Raw genomic sequence first — 18,020 nt, 5'->3', positions numbered from 1 at the left:
GCCCGTAAAAGCGGCTGCCAATAAGAAAAGCGGTGACGAAAATTGTCGTATGTTGCAATTCCAGAGTTGTTATTAACGAACGACAACAAAAAGTAACATCGTTATCGGGGGATATATTGGAATGGCGACTCATCATAGATGAGCTCAAATTTCATTACAATCCGATTTAATATATCTGATGGCCATATTTAACCGGTTATTTCATCAGTTCTTGATCTCAATTAAGGCGCCCGAAAAGTGGGCTGCCGTCAACTGTCAGATCTGCCTCTCCTCTTCGCTGGCTGCGGTTTTCGAGATGGCGTTTGCTGCCCATCCATCAGCAATTTATGAGGTGATGATCCGGCTGTGGCAGCATTTCAGGCCACCGAAGATAAAGAGGGCCGACAGGCTCTGGAAGGCCATCAGCAGCCAGCTGGCGTTGTCGGCAAGCTCGGCGGTGACGCTCTGGTGAGTGAGGTAGATCAGCAGGGTGATCACCCCCAGCAACAGGCCGTTGATCAAGGTGGTGGAGATAAACCCGATCAGCCAGGCACTGGAAATACTCAAGGCGGAAAATACGCTGCTCATGGCGAGCCGCGCTGCCATAAAACAGCCGAAAAAACCGAAGCCGAGCAGAAATATCATCTCGTCGCGCCAAATATAGCAACCTATTCCCAGCAATATCGCCGCCAGATAGGTGCCAATATAGAAAAGTCCGAATAAGCGACCAATTTCATGTTGCATCATTTACTCCCCTTTTTTTGGGTAATAAAAGGGTGCCCGACTCGATAAATCCGAGTCGGGTTCCCTTATTTGTGCAGAACCTCTTTTTTAGGGCGATCAGCCTTTGGCTGCGCTGCGCAATTTCGCCTTGAGCGCGCTGTATTCAGTCTGGACGTACACTTCCGCCTCAGGCTGATTGTCGATGCGCTCGATCTTCACCGCGCAGTACTTGTACTCCGGCGTGTGGGAGACGGGATCGACGTGCTCGATGGTGAGCTCGTTGCAGGCCCCGATCCACCACTGGTAGGTCATATAGACCACCCCGGCGTTGACCCGGTCGTTGTAGTTGGCCCGGGTGATCACCTTGCCACGGCGCGACGAGATCCAGACCAGCGCCTGATCCTTCACCCCGAGCTTTTTGGCATCGCTCGGGTGGATCTGCACATAGCCCGGCTCATCGGCCAGGGTCTGCAGCGCCGAGCAGTTGCCGGTCATGGAGCGGCAGGAGTAGTGCCCTACCTCCCGCACGGTGGAGAGCACCAGCGGGTACTCGGCACAGGGCTGCTCCAGCGGCGGCCGCCACTCGGAGGCAATCAGCTGACCCTTGCCGCTTGGGGTGGTGAACACGTTCCCCTCGAACAGAGTGCTGGTGCCCGGGTGATCCTCGGTCGGGCAAGGCCACTGCACACTCTTGAGATCGGCCATCTTGTCGTAGCTGACCCCGGCATAGAGCGGGCAGAGCGCACGCATCTCGTCCCAGATCTCTTCGGTGTTGTGGTACTCCATGGGATACCCCATGGCGGTCGCCATCAACGAGAAGATGGCCCAGTCCGGTTTGACGTTCTCGGGGGGCGTCACCGCCTTGTAGAAGCGCTGGAAGCCGCGATCCGCCGAGCTGTAGACCCCTTCATGCTCGCCCCAACTGGTGGCGGGCAGAATGACGTCGGCCATCTCGGCGGTCTGGGTCATGAAGATATCCTGCACGATCACCAGCTCCATCCCCGCCAGAGTGCGGCGGAACTGACCCAAGTCAGCCTCGGTCTGAGCCGGATCTTCACCGAAGATGTAGAAGGCCTTGCACTTGCCCTCCTCCACCTTGTGACCAAGCTCGGTCAGGCGATAGCCGGGCTTTTGGGAGAGCGACTCCACGCCCCACGCCTTGGCGAACTTGGCGCTGATCTCGGGATCGGCCACCGACTGATAACCCGGGAACTGGTGCGGCAGCATCCCCATGTCACAGGTGCCCTGCACGTTGTTCTGACCGCGCACCGGCCCGCAACCGGTGCCGCGGCGACCAAAGTTGCCGGTCAGCAGCGCCAGACCCGCCAGCCCCTTGACCACGTCCACCGCCTGACCGTACTGGGTCACCCCCATGCCCCACAGGATCATGGACGCAGGCGACTCGGCATAGGTGCGAATGGCGGCGCGGATATCGGCGGCTTTCAGGCCAGTGATCCCCTCCACATATTCCGGGGTGTACTTGGCCACCGTCGCCTTGAAGGTCTCAAACCCTTCGGTGTAGTTGGCGACAAAGGCCTTGTTATAGAGACCTTCATTGATCAACACGTTGGCGAAGGCGTTAACCAGCGCCATATTGGAACCGTTTTTGAGCGGCAGCCACTGATCGGCGATACGGGCGGTCTCCACCATGCGGGGATCACACACAATCACTTTGGCCCCGTTTGCCTTCGCCTTGAGGATATGGCGAGCGACAATGGGGTGAGAGTCAGCAGCGTTGTAACCAAATACCAGCAGGCACTTGGTCTCTTGAATTTCGGGAATGGCGTTGCTCATGGCGCCGTTACCTACAGTTGTCTCCAGACCGGAGACTGAGGGTGCGTGTCACACCCTCGCGCAGTGGTCGACGTTGTTCGTCCCAATCACCGCACGGGCAAATTTCTGCATCACATAGTTGGCTTCATTGCCGGGGCCACGGGCAGAGCCGGTGGTCATGATGGCGTCCGGGCCATATTTCGCCTTGATGGCAGCCAGACGGCTGCTGGCAAACTCGATGGCTTCGTCCCAGGAGACTGCCTCGAACTTGCCACCGCGCTCGCGGCGGATCATCGGGCTCTTGAGACGGGGGGTCAGCAGGTTGGTGTCGTTCAAAAAATCCCAACCGTAATAGCCCTTGAGGCAGAGCTGCCCCTCGTTGGTACGGCCGTTGGCGCCTTCGGCCCCCACCACCTTGTCGTTTTCAACCAGCAGGTTGATTTTGCAACCGGTGCCGCAATAGGGGCACACGGTAATGACTTTTTTCATGACTCACACTCTTGTTTGTTAACGAAAAACGGCTCGGCAAGCCCGCTCACACCCGCGCCGGCATCGCCAGCAGTGCCTCGGCACTGGCCAGCTGCTTCTGCCGGTTCAGGGTTTCAAGATGCTCCGGCGTGACCAGCCGCAGCGCCTGGGTCGGACACACCTCGACACAGGCCGGGCCCGCCTCGCGGTGACGGCAGAGATCGCACTTGAGCGCCTGCGCCTTGGTCTGCGGACGCTTGAAGAGCGAATCGGCAGCGGGGGGCACCTCTTTGAGCACCACCGCCATGGCGCCGTAAGGACAGGCCACCACGCAGGACTTGCAGCCGATGCAGCGCTCCTGCAACACCTTGACGCAACCATCCTCGCTGACGATGGCATTGTTCGGGCAGGCCATGGCGCACGGCTTGTCTTCACACTGGCGGCAGAGCACCGGCGTGGTCACCTTGCTGCCCACGATCACCTTCAGGCGCGGCTGAAAGTAGCTGTCCTTGGAGACCAGATGTCCATCCTCGATGGCAAGATGCAGGCCGCCCTCCCGCTCAAGGGTCCCGCTGCAAGACCCTGACTGGTGTGAAACGGCGCAGGCCACCTCACAGGTACGACACCCAATACAGAGACTGGGATCTGCAATCACGAAGCTGTTCATAGAGAGGGATCCTAAATGGTTCGTTACACCGGGCCGCCCGCCGACAGGCAAAGAGGCGGCCAGCCCCCCACAAAGCATTTATCAGACCAAAACGGGCAAATGGCGCGACAAAAAATTACAAGCAACTGAAAATAAAGGAGTAATCAGAAATGAATACGTGCGACTTGCCGCCCCTGACGAGGGTGACGACGGGCTGGGAAGTGTGATCGACACGACAAAAGTGACGAGCTCGACACCGGCTGACAAAGGCTATAACCCTGCCCTTTCAGCTCAAGCGAACAAACAACAACCAATCAATGACTAATTTATTGATCTCGGACAGATTATGCGCCGATTGCCCTTTTTACCCCCTACCCGATTGGATAGCATGCTTCAGTTGGCAACCAACTCCAGTGGGGTCGTTTCCATGCAGATAAGCAATTCAACACTACAGGTAAAAAGCAGCAGACTAGGGGCTGAAACTTAGGGGCGGTAGCGAGCACGAGCAAAAGTGAACAACTATTTTTATATTAAATTTCAAGCCATACTCATCAAATTTTGTCTGTTTAATAGCTAAGTAAAAAACACATCCACATATTCATTTGATAAGTATTGATATCTTTATTGTATCTACATACAAATTTAGGAATATAGCTTTGTATACATTCAAAAATACAGAAATAAACAATAAAAGAGCATCTGATTTTGAAACAAAAGCTATGCTTTACTTACTAGGAATGCGTGACGACAGTAAAGAGATAGATCTAATTACTGTGGACTGTTTTAATGATGTGACAGGTATAAGTGAAGATTTTTCAAAGCTTTGGGATGTACAAAGTAAAAATCATGGTAGTTTACCTCCATCGAAAATTGGAGAAAGTCTTTCCACACTTTATGACAACTACATATCTTCTATTTCATTTTTCGAATATATACTATTTATTCCCAAGCTAAATCGTAATTACCTAAAAAATGAAGCATTACATATCTATGACTATAGTAATATCAATGATAAACAAAAAAAAGGCATCGAAAGAAAACTAAAGGAAAAAATAAATAGAAATACATCTGGAGATGAACCGCCCTTGTTTAGAGACTTTTTATCAAAAGTACTCTTTGTTGAAGACAACAAGAAAAACAGCACTTATATCAAGAGGTTATCTCAATTTAAGAGTAAAAGCGCTGTTTCAGAAAATATATACAACCGAATTTTCAATGAAATTCGTGATGCACAAACGGCTCTAAAAAACTCATATATAGAAAATGAAGAAATTTGTCATCCGTCGGAAGTACTAAAGTTTAGCAGACATATTACAAAATCTGAGATCAATACACTTTTAATAAGTAGACTGGTTGGCATCGATATTTTCTCATTTCCTGGCATACCGACATCCTTCTATCCTCATATAAAGCACATGGACGAAGAAGAAATACAAGATATATTACAGGAGTGTAATGAGAATTTAAGTAGAGCATTTTTTAATAAGAATGGGTGTAGAGAGTTTTGGCAGTTATCAGAACGAATTATAAAAATACTGCAGTTTGATTTAACAAAAAAAATACAAAGTGTACTTGATGAGTTGAATACAACAACAAAAATAAAAACACCATACTTAACTCAATATACTATTTTATACATGATTTCACTAATACAAACAGGTTTGAGAAATGCGAATAAAAAAGATAGCGTTTGGTAATAAATCAGAAGCTTTTGTAGAGGATAGATTTGTTGATGGTGTAAACATTATTTATAGCGATGATAATAATCGGGGCAAAACATTAGTCATGCAAGGATTAATGTTTTCCTTAGGATATGAGGCTATATTCCCAAGCTCATTTGACTATAAAAACTATTATTTTTATTCCGAAGTCATTATTGACAGCTCAACTTATCATTTTTTACGAAAGAAAAACTCGATTTCAATAAAGAACGATGACTCTATACAAATATTCAACTCTGTTGGTGAAGCTAGATATTTTTTAGATAGGTTTGTTTTTAAAATTCCCAGAGTTATTAAAGATAACAGATCAACTCTCGTAGACCTCAGCTTATTTTATGAACTTTTCTTTGTCGGCCAAGATAATCGCTCACCATCAGGACTAATTAGTAAAGGTCAATTCAATAAAATTGATTTTAAAAACATGGTCTACGACTTAGCTAATATAAAAAATAGTGATACCAACAATGAGGGAACCGCAGATGTAAAGAAAACTATAGCAACACTCCAAACCAAGCTTACTGAGATAAAGAAAAAGCTAGAACTTATAAAAGACAATCCTCGAATAGCAGAGATTGCATCCAAGTTATATGACTCAGAGGTTGTACAAACTAAAGTCAAGGCTATTAGTGAAATAAATATTTCTATTTCCAATCTCAAACGTAGCAGGCAACGAGAGATAAATAGAAAATCAAAGTTGGACAATTTAATTACTGAACTAACTTCATTAAACAGAGAATTAAACGTAGGGCGAATCCAGTGTGGTGAGTGCGGTAGTGACAAAATCATATATTCAAATAACGATATGATGTTTGAGGTAAGCAATGTTGATGTCAGGAATGAAATTTTAAAGTCAATACATAAAAACATTGACCTCAAATCTGAAATTATAGATGACATATCAAGAGAAATTAATTTCCTGCAAGACCGATTAGAAAAAGAACTCACTGAAACACCCCCAGACTTTAAACAAATAGTCCTATATCACGAACAGATCACCAATCAAAAAGACTACGATGACGAGGCTTTCGAGATTAAAAATGAGATTAAGCGTCTAAAAGATAGTCTTGTGTCATCAAACTTAGTCGACGATTCAATAAAAAAAGCTAAAAATGACTTTGATGCTGCACTTTTCACTGAGATGAATGATTTATATAAGAAAATCGACCCTAATGGAAATTTAATTTTCGATGATTTATTTACAACGAAAAATGCTACTTTCTCTGGTAGTGAGGGACAAGAGTTCTATTTCTGTAAGTTGGTCGCGTTAAGCAATGTATTAAATCATAGTTTTCCAATCGTTATTGATTCATTTAGAGAAGGTGAGTTGTCGACAACGAAAGAAAATAATATGCTTGCAATTTATAAAGAATTAGGAAAGCAAGTAATATTAACATCTACGTTAAAAAATGAAGAATATAAAAACAATAAGTATCACACTATGAATAATGTACACTCTATTGACTATAGTTACCACCAAGATTGTAAAATCCTCAGCCATAAAGAAATAAATAACTTCACGCGTCTTATCTCAAGCTTTAATGGATTGATTTTGTAAATACGTGAAAGTGCCATAGTCGTAGGGTGCAATAAGCGCAGCGCATAGCACCTCTTGCCTCTTTTAATACTTGGTGCAATTCACTTCGTTCATTGCAGCCTACGATTACATTTTAATGGAGTAAGATTTGATGAATATAAAAATCCATAATGAACATAAAGATGATATCTTCAATCTACTTGTTGATAACCTTAGACAATTTAACTTTGATAAAATGGGTGAGGAACGCTCCCAACCTTTAATTGTTGCCATTCATGATGATAATGACGAAGTTGTCGGTGGCATTGCCGGACGAACTATTTATCATCAACTCTTGATCGAAGTACTTTGGGTACACAATGACAAGAGAGGACAGGGGCTTGGCATTCAATTAATGGAGGTTGCTGAACGCGAGGCAAAAAAACGGGGATGTATTGCAGCTCAAGTCGACACCCTCTCATTTCAGGCACCCAAATTTTATGAAAAAATGGGATTTAAAATAGTCGGTAAAGTGAGCGGCGTTAAAAATAGTCCTGACCGCTACTTTTTATTGAAGCACTATCATGGAGAGTAATAATTACCGTAGGGTGCAATAAGCGCAGCGCATTGCACCTCTTGCCTCTTTTAATACTTGGTGCAATTCACTCCGTTCATTGCACCCTACATTTCCCCCTCCCAAATAAAGACTCCATTGCTACCCAGCGCCATCCCCTTTGCCATCCTGCCCGCAATTAATTAGTCACTATTTTATCGTCTGTTTTTCACTCAGTTCGGTAAAAAATAGTGGCCAAACCACTTCCCCAGATAAAACAAACGGTTGCCCGCAGAGCGCATGAATATTTCAATCAACGGCCAATTAATAACCTTACTCAAAAGGACGTTTTGATTATTTATACCTGAGCGTGAACCCGCAGAGTGTGTGTCATTATAAGCTTAACGACAGATGAACAGACTGTGTCCCATGAAACGCATCTTTATATCCGATTAGCTCCCTTCCCATCGCAATCCTTTGATTTCCCCCCGATGTTGCATCCACACATACCTGATGTGTTCGGGGCGATCTGCTGTGGCAAACGTGTAAACATCAAACTGACAAGATGAACTCATGAACTGTGATAAACAACAAGCCACTCCCGGCGTTATGCTGGCGGCGATTGGCGTAGTCTATGGCGATATCGGCACCAGCCCGCTCTATACCTTGCGCGAGTGCCTGTCAGGTCAATTCGGATTCGGCGTCGAGCCGGCCTCCATTCTCGGCTTTCTCTCGCTGATCTTCTGGCTGCTGATCCTGGTGGTGTCGGTCAAGTACCTCTCCTTTGTGATGCGGGCCGACAACGCCGGCGAGGGTGGCATTCTCACCCTGATGTCGCTGGCGACCCGCAACGCCTCCACCCGCTGGACACCGCTGCTGATCATCCTCGGCCTGATTGGCGGCAGCTTCTTCTATGGCGAAGTGGTGATCACTCCGGCGATGTCGGTGATGTCGGCCATCGAGGGTCTGAGCATTCTCACCCCCGCCCTCGACCCCTATATCGTCACCCTCTCGGTGCTGGTGCTGACCCTGCTGTTTGCCATCCAGAAACATGGCACCGCCATGGTGGGCAAGCTGTTTGCCCCCATCATGCTGATCTGGTTTATGACGCTGGCGGTGCTGGGGCTGCGCGGCATCATCCACAACCCCGAGGTACTGGGGGCGCTTAACCCCGTCTGGGCGGTGCGCTTCTTTATCCAGTACCAGACCACCTCCTTCTTTGCCCTCGGCGCCGTGGTGCTGGCCATCACAGGGGTGGAGGCGCTCTACGCGGATATGGGCCACTTTGGCAAGAATCCAATTCGCCTCGCCTGGTTTATCGTGGTGCTGCCCTCGCTGGTGCTCAACTACTTCGGGCAGGGGGCGCTGCTGCTAAGTAACCCCGCCGCCATTGCCAACCCCTTCTTCCTGCTCGCGCCGAAATGGGCGCTGGTGCCGCTGCTGCTGCTGGCAACCATGGCGACGGTGATCGCCTCGCAGGCGGTGATCTCCGGGGTCTTTTCGCTGACCCGGCAGGCAGTGCGGCTCGGTTATCTCTCCCCCATTCGCATCGTTCACACCTCCGAGCAGGAGTCCGGCCAGATCTATATTCCGGTCATCAACTGGATGCTCTATATCTCGGTGGTGATCGTCATCATGAGCTTCGAGCACTCCAGCAATCTGGCGGCGGCCTACGGCATCGCGGTGACCGGCACCATGGTGCTTACCTCCATCCTCTCCTGCTCGGTGGCCAAGAACAGCTGGCACTGGAACAAGTATCTGGTGGCCATCCTGTTTGCCGCGCTGCTCTGTATCGACGTGCCGCTGTTTGCCGCCAACCTCGCCAAGATCTTCTCCGGTGGCTGGCTGCCGCTCACCCTGGGCGCGGTGATGTTCACCGTGATGACCAGCTGGAAGAGCGAGCGTTTCCAGCTTATTCGCCGCCTTAACGAGCACGGCAACTCCCTTGAGCCGATGATCGCGTCACTGGAGAAATCCCCGCCGACCCGGGTGGCCGGTACTGCGGTCTATATGTCGCGGGTGGTCAATGTGATCCCCCATGCGCTGCTGCACAACCTCAAGCACAACAAGGTGCTGCACGAGCGGATCATCCTGCTCACCCTGCGGGTGGAGGATGTGCCCTACGTCCACAATGTGCGCCGGGTCTGCATCGAGCAGCTCTCCCCTACCTTCTGGCGGGTGGTGGCAAGCTACGGCTGGCGCGAGACCCCGAACGTGGAGGAGATCTTCCACCGCTGCAACGCCGAGGGGCTCAGCTGCCGGATGATGGAGACCTCGTTCTTTATGGCCCACGAGTCGCTCATCATGAAAGACCGCCCCTGGTATCTCTATCTGCGCGGCAAGCTCTTTATGCTGCTGCAGCGCAACGCCCTGCGGGCCCCGGATCAGTTCGAGATCCCGCCCAACCGGGTTATCGAGCTGGGATCCCAGGTGGATATCTGATGACGGGTTGATAGCCTCTTGATGGCATTTAAAACGTCAGCAAATGGAGAGGGAGGCATTGGCCTCCCTCTGTTGTTTCCGTTAACCCAGTTACCGGCCCCCTCATCCCCAGCCCTTCTCCCGCGAGGGGAGAAGGGGGCAAACCACCGTGGCCATATGCTGCAAACGGTGCAATTCACTGCGTTCTTTGCACCCTGCTTATTGCTGCGTTTTCCAAGGTGACGAACCCTCTTGGCGGCTTCGTCACAAGTGACGAACGTCACAGTTCGACAGCCACATCAGCGCGTTCATCCAACCATGCGAATATTTTTATTTATTTAAAAACAGCCACTTAAAACCAATTTCGCTGCAAAAACCAATCTGGCCCGTATCTTGCCAACCAGCCCCTACTTTCTCCGTTCGCGACACGACAAGGTAGGCTATGAACCGCTTCGTTATCGCTGACCCCAAGCTTTGTATCGGCTGTGGCACCTGTATGGCGGCCTGCAGCGAGGTACACAAGGCGCAAGGTTTGCAGCAAGCCCCCCGTTTAACCGTTATGCGACACGAGCAGGCGACCATGCCGGTTCAGTGCCGTCACTGTGACGATGCCCCCTGCATCAAGGTGTGCCCGGTCGAGGCAATTCGCCAGACCGGCGATTGCGTGCAACTCAACGAGTCGCTCTGCATCGGCTGCAATCTCTGCGCCGTGGCCTGTCCCTTTGGCGCCATCCAGAGCGGCGGCAGCCGTCCGGTGGCCGTGGCCACCAGTTACGACACCTATATCCCCTGCTCCATCCGCTCCAGCAACCCCTCCACCTCCGCTGGCCTGCGCTGCTTTGGCGAGGATCTGCTGAGCTGGGAGCCGGGGGTGCGCAGCATTGCGGTCAAGTGTGACCTGTGCGAGTTTCGCACCGATGGCCCGGCCTGTGTCGGAGCCTGCCCCTCCCAGGCACTGAAGCTGGTTAATGACGGCGACACCGAACGCGCCGCCCGTATCCGTCGCCAGCAAGCGGCCGACACCAACCCGCAAGGGGCCTCTGCCTTCTCGGCGCCTGCCACGGCGCTCCCTGCATCCGATTTATCCACCACAGAGGGAGTTCGTTGATGTTGTCCCCCCTTGTAATGGCTACGCTCCAGCTCTTTTTGCTGGGCGCTGCTGCCGGTTTGCTGTTGCAAAAGCTGCCCGCACTGGCCAACCGTCTCAATAGCGGCCTTGCCCTGCTGGGGTCGCTCGCGGGTCTGGTCGCCGCCATCCAGATCTTTGCTCAAGGCGCCCCCGTCGACGGCCAGCTCTGGCTGCTGGGCTCGGTGCACCTCGATATGCTCTCCGCGCTAATGCTGTTGGTGATTAGCACCGTCGGCGTCGCCGTCGCCCTCTACTCCTTTGCCTATATCCGCGAATATCAGGGCAAGGGGGATATGGCCATCGGCGCGCTGATGAACCTCTTCCTCTTTGCCATGGTGGGCATGGTGCTGGCCGACAACGCGCTCGGTTTCTTGCTCTGCTACGAGCTGGTGACCCTCACCACCTACTGGCTGGTCAAGACCAACCCGGAGGCCGCCAAACAGAGCCGTCTCTACCTGGTGATGAACCATATCGGCATGGCGCTGGTGCTGATCGCCTTCTGGCTGCTCTGCCGCGGAAGCGGTTCGCTGGAGTTCGCCGCGCTGCGCGAGCACCATCTGGCGGGCGGATTGGCCTCCCTGGTGTTTCTGCTCAGCTTCTGCGGCTTTGGCCTGCGCGCCGGTTTCGTGCCGCTACACGGCTGGCTGCCGGTGGCCGAGCCCGTTGCGCCGTCCCATATCTCGGCGCTGATGTCCGGCGTCATGGTGAAGCTGGGTCTCTTTGGCATCTTGCGGGTCAGCATCGATTTTCTCGGCGCCAGCCAGCTCTGGTGGGGCTATATGGTGCTGATCTTCGGCGCCAGCTCGGCAGTGCTCGGGGTGCTGTTTGCACTGGCCGAGCACGATCTCAAGCGGCTGCTCGCCTACCACACGGTGGAGAACATCGGCATCATCCTGATGGGGATGGGCATCGGCATGATCGGCATCGCCAACCAGCAACCGGCACTGGTGGTGCTGGGGCTGCTCGGTGCGCTCTATCACCTGCTCAACCACGCCATCTTCAAGAGCCTGCTCTTTATGGGCACCGGCTCGGTGATGTTCCGCCTGCACACCCGCGACATGGACAAGATGGGGGGGCTGGCCAAACTGATGCCCTGGACTGCGCTGGCGTTCCTCATCGGTGCAATGGCCATCTCGGCGCTGCCGCCGCTCAACGGCTTTGTCAGCGAGTGGTTTATCTACCAGTCGCTTCTTTCCATGACCAAGCTCGGCACCTCGGTCGTCGCGCCGCTCGCGGTAGTGATGCTGGCGGTGACCGGCGCCATGGCGGTGATGTGTTTCGTCAAGGTGTATGGCATCTGCTTCTGCGGCGCACCGCGCAGCGAGAAGGCGAGCCACGCCCGCGAAGTGCCGGGCGCCATGGTGGCAGGCACCCTGCTGCTGGCCGCGGTCTGTCTGGTGCTGGGTCTGGGCGCCCCCTGGATTGCCCCCCATATCGCCAGCTATGGCCAAGCCTTGGTAAGCGGCCAAATGAACGTGGCCACTGGTGCCACCCTGCTGCCACTCGATAGCAGCCAGGCGATCCTCTCCCCGCCCGTTATCGCCATCACCCTGCTGGGGCTGTTCCTCATCCCGTTGCTGGTACTGGCCATCTTCAAGGGCCCCAAGCTGGGTCGTCGTCACGCCGGCACCCCGTGGGCCTGTGGTTACGCCTATGAGGAGCGCATGAGCCTCACCTCCGGCGGTGTCACCCACACCTTGCGCCAACTCTGCGCGCCGCTCTATCGCAAGCAGCCGCAGCTCGATCTGGCCAGCGCCCTGCACGGGGTGAGCGATACCAGCGGGACGACCGGCTGGTTGCTGCACGGTGTTGTGCTGGCGCTCTTTATCCTGATGGCTGTAGGAGTCTGATATGCCTGTTCTTGAAATGCCGAGCTGGGGCATGGTTGCCCTCGCCCTGACCCAGGCCATCGCCATGCTGGCGCTGGCGCCGCTCGCCACCGGTTTCAACCGGGTGCTGCGGGCCAAGATGCACTCCCGTCAGGGGCCGGGCCTGCTGCAGGATTACCGGGATATCGCCAAGCTCCTGCGCCGTCAGGAGGTAACTCCCGAGCCTGCCGGCATCATTTTCAACCTGATGCCGGCGTTGCTCATCGCCGCCCTCTTGCTGGTGGGGATGGCGCTGCCGACCCTGACTCACGAGTCCCCCTTCCCCATCGCCGGGGATCTCATCACCGACATCTATCTGTTCGCCATCTTCCGCTTCTTCTTCTCCCTCTCGGGGCTCGACAGCGGCAGCATGTTTGCAGGGATCGGTGCCCGCCGCGAACTGACCCTCGGCATTCTGGTGGAGCCCATTCTGGTGCTCGCCTGCTTCATCATGGCGATGATGGTGGGCAGCTCGGATCTGGGCAACATCAGCAGCTATGTGGCGACCCAGCCACTGGCCGCGCCCATCGCCACCTTGCTGGCCGGTGCCGCCTGTGCCTTCGCGGTGTTTGTCGAGATGGGCAAGCTGCCTTTTGACTGCGCCGAAGCCGAGCAGGAGTTGCAGGAGGGGCCGCTCACCGAGTATTCCGGTGCGGGGCTGGCCTTGCTCAAGCTCTCCATCGGCCTCAAGCAACTGGTGGTGGTGCAGCTCTTTCTGGTGATTTTCCTGCCCTTCGGCAAGGCGGCCAACTGGAGTCTGCCTGCGCTCATCGGCGCGGCGCTAATCCTCGCCTGCAAGCTGCTGGTGGCCTTTTTGCTGGCTGGCATCATCGAAAACGCCATGGCCCGTACCCAGTTCGTGCGCACCCACAAGCTCACCCGCTTTGGGCTGGGGCTGGCTCTGCTGGCGCTGCTCGCCTATCTGGTCGGGATCTGAACCATGCCCGCCAGCACAGCAACTTTTTCCGATTTCATCATTTGTGAATGCTCATTCCCGAACATTAAAGTGAGAACTGCATGACCATCGCCATTTCGGATCGCATCGGCTGCGACTACATCCAGCAGGTGCGAGCCCAACTGCCCCACGCCATCGTCGACGAGGAGTGGCAAACCGCCGATCAGGCCACCATTACCGTCAAGCCCACCAGTCTGGTCGAGACGGCCAGCCTGATCTTCCATCAGCTGGGGGGCTGGCTTCCGCTCTCCTTTGCCAATGACGAGCGCAGCCTCAACGGCCACTTCGCCGTCTACCACGTCTTCTCCATGGAGGGCGACACCAAGTGCTGGATCACCGTCAAGGTGCTGGTGGATGCCGATACCCAGGAGTACCCCTCCATCACCCCGACCATTCCGGCAGCGGTGTGGGGCGAGCGGGAGATCCGCGACATGTACGGCCTGCGCGCCATTGGACTGCCGGACGAACGCCGTCTGGTACTGCCGGACGACTGGCCGGAGGATATCCACCCGCTACGCAAGGACGCCATGGATTATCGCCAGCGCCCTATGCCCACCACTGACACCGAGACCTACCCCTTCGTCAACGAGCTCGGCAGTGATGCCAACCGCATCGTGCCGGTCGGCCCGCTGCACATCACCTCGGATGAACCGGGCCACTTTCGTCTGTTCGTCGATGGAGAAGACATCATCGATGCCGACTACCGCCTCTTCTATGTCCATCGCGGCATGGAAAAACTGGCAGAAACCCGCATGGGCTACAACGAAGTGGCCTTCCTGACCGATCGGGTCTGCGGCATCTGCGGCTTTACCCACAGCGTCGCCTACACCACCTCGGTGGAGAACGCCATGGGTATTCCGGTGCCGGAGCGGGCCAAGATGATCCGCGCCGTGCTGCTGGAGGTGGAGCGCCTGCACAGCCATATCCTCAACATCGGCCTGTCGAGCCACTTCACCGGTTTCGACACCGGCTTTATGCAGTTCTTCCGGGTGCGGGAGAAATCCATGACCCTGGCCGAGCTGCTGACCGGCGCGCGCAAGACCTACGGTCTCAATCTGATTGGCGGGGTACGCCGCGACATCTTCAAGGAAGATCGCATCAAGGGTGCCCAGCTGGTACGGGAGCTGCGTGATGAGCTCAAACCCCTGGTGGCCATGCTGCTGGATACCGCCAACATCTCCTCCCGCCTCATCGGTATCGGCAAGCTCGAGCCGCAGATTGCCCGTGATTTCAGCTGCGTCGGACCCATGGTGCGGGCGAGTGGCTTCAAGCGCGACGTGCGCCGGGTCCACGACTTTGCCGGCTACCGCGAGCTGCCGATGGAGATCCAGACCAAGGCGGGTTGCGATGTGCAATCCCGGGTGCTGGTACGCATCCACGAGCTCTACGACTCCCTCGACATGATTGAGTTCGGTCTTGAGCACCTGCCGGAAGGGCCACTGCTCACCGAAGGCTTCACCTACCAGCCGGGCAAGTTTGCGCTGGGCTTTACCGAAGCGCCCCGCGGCGAGAACGTCCACTGGAGCATGACCGGGGACAACCAGAAACTGTTCCGCTGGCGCTGCCGCGCCGCCACCTACGCCAACTGGCCCGCCCTGCGCTACATGCTGCGCGGCAATACCGTGGCGGATGCACCGCTCATCATCGGCAGTCTGGATCCCTGCTACTCCTGTACCGACCGGGTCACCCTGGTCGACCCCAAGAAGGGCAAATCCACCGTGGTCTCCTACAAGGAGATCGAGCGCTACGGCATCGATCGCAAAAACTCTCCGCTGAAGTAAGGGGTCATCATGATCAAGCTGTTCAAGACCATCCTCAAGGCTGGCACCCCGACCGCCAAGTACCCCTTCGCCCCTTACGAGGTGAACCGGGATTTTCGCGGCAAACCCAAATATCAGGCGGATCAGTGCATCGCCTGCGCCGCCTGCACCAAGGCCTGCCCGGCCAATGCGCTGGTGATGGAAGTCGATATGGAGACCGGCGAACGGCGCTGGGAGATCTCCATGGCGCGCTGCATCTTCTGCGGCCGCTGCGAAGAGGTCTGCCCGACCCGCGCCATCGCCCTCTCCCCCGAGTTCGAGCTGGCGGTGACCAACAAGGCGGATCTCTATGAGGAGGCCCGCTTCGCGCTGGCCCCCTGCACCCTGTGCGGCACCTACTTTGCCCCGAGCAAGCTGGTGGCGCTGGTGGAGGACACCCTCAAGCAGGCAGGCACACCACTCACGACACCGGAGCGGCTGCACCACTGCCCCGACTGCAAACGAAAACAGAGCATGCTGAGCCAGCCTGACTCGGCCCTGATCACACCGATAGCCACACCGATGGCCGCACAAAAGGAGTGGATGTGATGAGCAAGATCAAAGGCATAGAACCGGTTGTCGGCCATGCCCATACCCGCGCCGTGCCGCTGGCACAGGATCCCGAGATCACCAAACTCAAGAAGACCCTGCTGAAAGACATTCGCCGCTCGGCCTATGTCTACCGGGTCGATTGCGGCGGCTGCAACGCCTGCGAGATCGAGATCTTCGCCACCATCACCCCGCTGTTTGATGCCGAGCGTTTCGGCATCAAGGTGGTCGCCTCCCCCCGCCACGCCGACATCCTGCTCTTTACCGGCGCAGTGACCCGGGCGATGCGGGTACCGGCCCTGCGCGCCTACGAGGCGGCGCCCGATCCCAAGATCTGCATCGCCTACGGCGCCTGCGGCTGTGACGGTGGCATCTTCCACGACCTCTACTGCGTCTGGGGCGGCACCGACAAGATCGTGCCGGTGGATGTCTATATCCCGGGCTGCCCTCCGACACCGGCGGCCACCATCTATGGCTTTGCCGTGGCGCTCGGTCTGCTTGAGCAGAAACTCAAAGCCACCAGCCACGAGGTGCAACCGGGTGAGCGGGTCGAGCTGCGCCACACCGGCATCCCCAACGAGATTCGGGTGATGATCGAACGCGAAGCGCGCCGCATGGCCGGTTATCGTCAGGGGCGGATCATCGCCGACGAATTCATGGCCCTGCTCGAAGGGGCGACCCAGCAGGATGTGGATCTGCGCATCCAGAGTTACCTCGATCAGCACGACGATCCGCGCCTCTCGGAGATCGTCAACAACCTCGCAAACGCCTGCCTCAACCGGGCGGGCGGCAAGGGAGAGGCGGTGCATGGCTGACGAGGTTTTTTTCTACCGCCTCTCGCGCAAGTTCGTCGACGAGCAGTTCGACGTGCCGGAAGAGGCCAGGGAGGTGATGTACTACAGCCTCGCCATCGGCCACCACCTCGGCATCGTCGATTGCCTGCGAGCAGACCTGGTCTGTTCGCTGACCGGTTATCGCGACTGGGTAGCCAAGCTGCCAGAGGGGAGTGAAGCGCGCCGCAAGATGGAGGGATTTCTCACCTTTGGCGAGGTCACCATCTATCGCGAGCACTGCCATATGCTGGCCTGCGCCTTCGACCGGCTGCGCAAAGCCGACAATGTGCTCGATGAGCAGGAGCTGGGCTGGACCAACACCTTTATGGATCAGCTCACCGCCCTCTATAACGATCCCCATATGTACCTGATGGTAAGGAGCCGCTGATGGGCTGCAATCTCGTGTTGACCGTGGGCAATGCCATGATGGGGGACGACGGTGCCGGCCCCTATCTCGCCGACAAGCTGCAGGCCGCCCCCCTGCCCGGCTGGATCCATATCGACGGCGGCATCGCGCCGGAAAATGTGGTCTACAAGGTGCGGGAGCTGCAACCGGAGCGGGTGGTGCTGGTGGATGCCGCCGAGATCGGCGAGAAGGCGGGTACCCTGCAGGTGATCCCCCCCGAGACCATCGCCGAGATGTTTATCTTCTCGACCCACAATATGCCGCTCAATTTCCTGATCGACGAGCTCAAGACCTTTGTCCCCGAGGTGATCTTTGTCGGGGTACAACCGGCCATCGTGGCGTTCTCCTTCCCGATGACCGAGATGGTGAGCGAGGCGATGGATTATCTTTATCTGCATCTTGATGCCGCCAAAGATACCAGTCTGTTAATAGACAAACTGGATCAGTGGAATATTGCCAACGCCAAGCGGTGATTATTTAGCGAGTTGTTAACGACCGTTATTGACTGACGCTTTTGGCTATGTGATCGAGGCCCGATGTTAAATTAAAAACATCGGGCTAATTGTGCTGAACTTGATATAAAACAAGGTTCTTTGATTTTTTCAAAAAATCGCTAACTCTCGCTTTTTTATGACAAAAAAGCGTTGCCAGTCACAGAAATTTGCCACAAAATGGCGACCGTTA

The 18,020-nt window shown here is 54.8% G+C and carries 15 protein-coding genes; 12 read left to right on the top strand and 3 right to left on the bottom strand.

Translation table 11 applies throughout. The features are described 5' to 3' along the window. Positions 1 to 324 precede the first annotated feature (324 nt). The 3 genes from ACB035_RS03510 to ACB035_RS03500 all read right to left on the bottom strand — a co-directional run bounded on the left by ACB035_RS03510 (position 325) and on the right by ACB035_RS03500 (position 3,610). Complete coding sequence (locus tag ACB035_RS03510; RefSeq protein WP_064337654.1) at positions 325 to 723, bottom strand: hypothetical protein; 399 nt, start codon at positions 721 to 723, stop codon at positions 325 to 327. A gap of 96 nt (positions 724 to 819) precedes the next feature. After that, positions 820 to 2,964 (bottom strand): formate dehydrogenase subunit alpha, encoded by a 2,145-nt coding sequence (gene fdhF / locus ACB035_RS03505; protein WP_083243711.1) that lies wholly within the window; start codon positions 2,962 to 2,964, stop codon positions 820 to 822. 46 nt (positions 2,965 to 3,010) lie between these two features. After that, positions 3,011 to 3,610 carry a 4Fe-4S dicluster domain-containing protein gene (locus ACB035_RS03500; RefSeq protein WP_108572823.1) on the bottom strand — a complete coding sequence of 200 codons (600 nt, stop codon included), beginning with the start codon at positions 3,608 to 3,610 and terminating at the stop codon, positions 3,011 to 3,013. A 635-nt stretch (positions 3,611 to 4,245) separates the two neighbouring features. On the opposite strand from ACB035_RS03500, the gene ACB035_RS03495 reads away from it, so the two are divergent. The 12 genes from ACB035_RS03495 (at position 4,246) to hycI (ending at position 17,809) form a co-directional block, all read left to right on the top strand. Continuing rightward, entirely contained in the window at positions 4,246 to 5,286 is a 1,041-nt protein-coding gene (locus tag ACB035_RS03495) for a hypothetical protein (protein ID WP_371166694.1), read from the top strand. Then, positions 5,258 to 6,865, top strand: coding sequence for a hypothetical protein (locus ACB035_RS03490; RefSeq protein ID WP_371166693.1), 1,608 nt, complete (start codon positions 5,258 to 5,260; stop codon positions 6,863 to 6,865). The genes ACB035_RS03495 and ACB035_RS03490 overlap by 29 nt, the downstream gene beginning before the upstream one ends. 130 nt (positions 6,866 to 6,995) lie before the next feature. Further along, positions 6,996 to 7,418: a GNAT family N-acetyltransferase gene (locus ACB035_RS03485; protein WP_371166692.1), complete on the top strand. Its 423-nt coding sequence runs from the start codon at positions 6,996 to 6,998 to the stop codon at positions 7,416 to 7,418. Positions 7,419 to 7,949: 531 nt separating this feature from the next. After that, positions 7,950 to 9,818 (top strand): low affinity potassium transporter Kup, encoded by a 1,869-nt coding sequence (gene kup / locus ACB035_RS03480; RefSeq protein ID WP_107682899.1) that lies wholly within the window; start codon positions 7,950 to 7,952, stop codon positions 9,816 to 9,818. Positions 9,819 to 10,239: 421 nt separating this feature from the next. Beyond that, on the top strand, positions 10,240 to 10,905 hold the full coding sequence (locus ACB035_RS03475; RefSeq protein WP_108588287.1) for a 4Fe-4S dicluster domain-containing protein: 666 nt from the start codon (positions 10,240 to 10,242) through the stop codon (positions 10,903 to 10,905). Then, entirely contained in the window at positions 10,905 to 12,776 is a 1,872-nt protein-coding gene (hyfB, locus tag ACB035_RS03470; protein ID WP_371166691.1) for a hydrogenase 4 subunit B, read from the top strand. Before ACB035_RS03475 ends, hyfB begins: the two co-directional genes overlap by 1 nt. Position 12,777: 1 nt before the next feature. Continuing rightward, positions 12,778 to 13,731 carry a respiratory chain complex I subunit 1 family protein gene (locus ACB035_RS03465; protein WP_043819836.1) on the top strand — a complete coding sequence of 318 codons (954 nt, stop codon included), beginning with the start codon at positions 12,778 to 12,780 and terminating at the stop codon, positions 13,729 to 13,731. Positions 13,732 to 13,811: 80 nt separating this feature from the next. Next, the gene (locus tag ACB035_RS03460; protein ID WP_040065714.1) at positions 13,812 to 15,530 is read left to right on the top strand and encodes an NADH-quinone oxidoreductase subunit C; all 1,719 of its coding nucleotides are present in this window, start codon (positions 13,812 to 13,814) and stop codon (positions 15,528 to 15,530) included. 9 nt (positions 15,531 to 15,539) lie between these two features. Beyond that, on the top strand, positions 15,540 to 16,097 hold the full coding sequence (locus tag ACB035_RS03455; protein WP_042053810.1) for a formate hydrogenlyase complex iron-sulfur subunit: 558 nt from the start codon (positions 15,540 to 15,542) through the stop codon (positions 16,095 to 16,097). Further along, entirely contained in the window at positions 16,097 to 16,912 is an 816-nt protein-coding gene (locus tag ACB035_RS03450) for an NADH-quinone oxidoreductase subunit B family protein (RefSeq protein ID WP_371166690.1), read from the top strand. Before ACB035_RS03455 ends, ACB035_RS03450 begins: the two co-directional genes overlap by 1 nt. Beyond that, complete coding sequence (locus tag ACB035_RS03445; protein WP_371166689.1) at positions 16,905 to 17,318, top strand: formate hydrogenlyase maturation HycH family protein; 414 nt, start codon at positions 16,905 to 16,907, stop codon at positions 17,316 to 17,318. The genes ACB035_RS03450 and ACB035_RS03445 overlap by 8 nt, the downstream gene beginning before the upstream one ends. Continuing rightward, positions 17,318 to 17,809: a hydrogenase maturation peptidase HycI gene (hycI, locus tag ACB035_RS03440; RefSeq protein WP_021230220.1), complete on the top strand. Its 492-nt coding sequence runs from the start codon at positions 17,318 to 17,320 to the stop codon at positions 17,807 to 17,809. Before ACB035_RS03445 ends, hycI begins: the two co-directional genes overlap by 1 nt. Positions 17,810 to 18,020 lie beyond the last annotated feature (211 nt).

It is taken from the genome of Aeromonas sp. S12(2024), from assembly GCF_041402305.1.
GTDB classification, from domain to species: Bacteria; Pseudomonadota; Gammaproteobacteria; order Enterobacterales; family Aeromonadaceae; genus Aeromonas; species Aeromonas veronii.
Note: the sequence above shows the minus strand (reverse complement) of the source record. Positions and strands in the feature narration are given on the sequence as shown.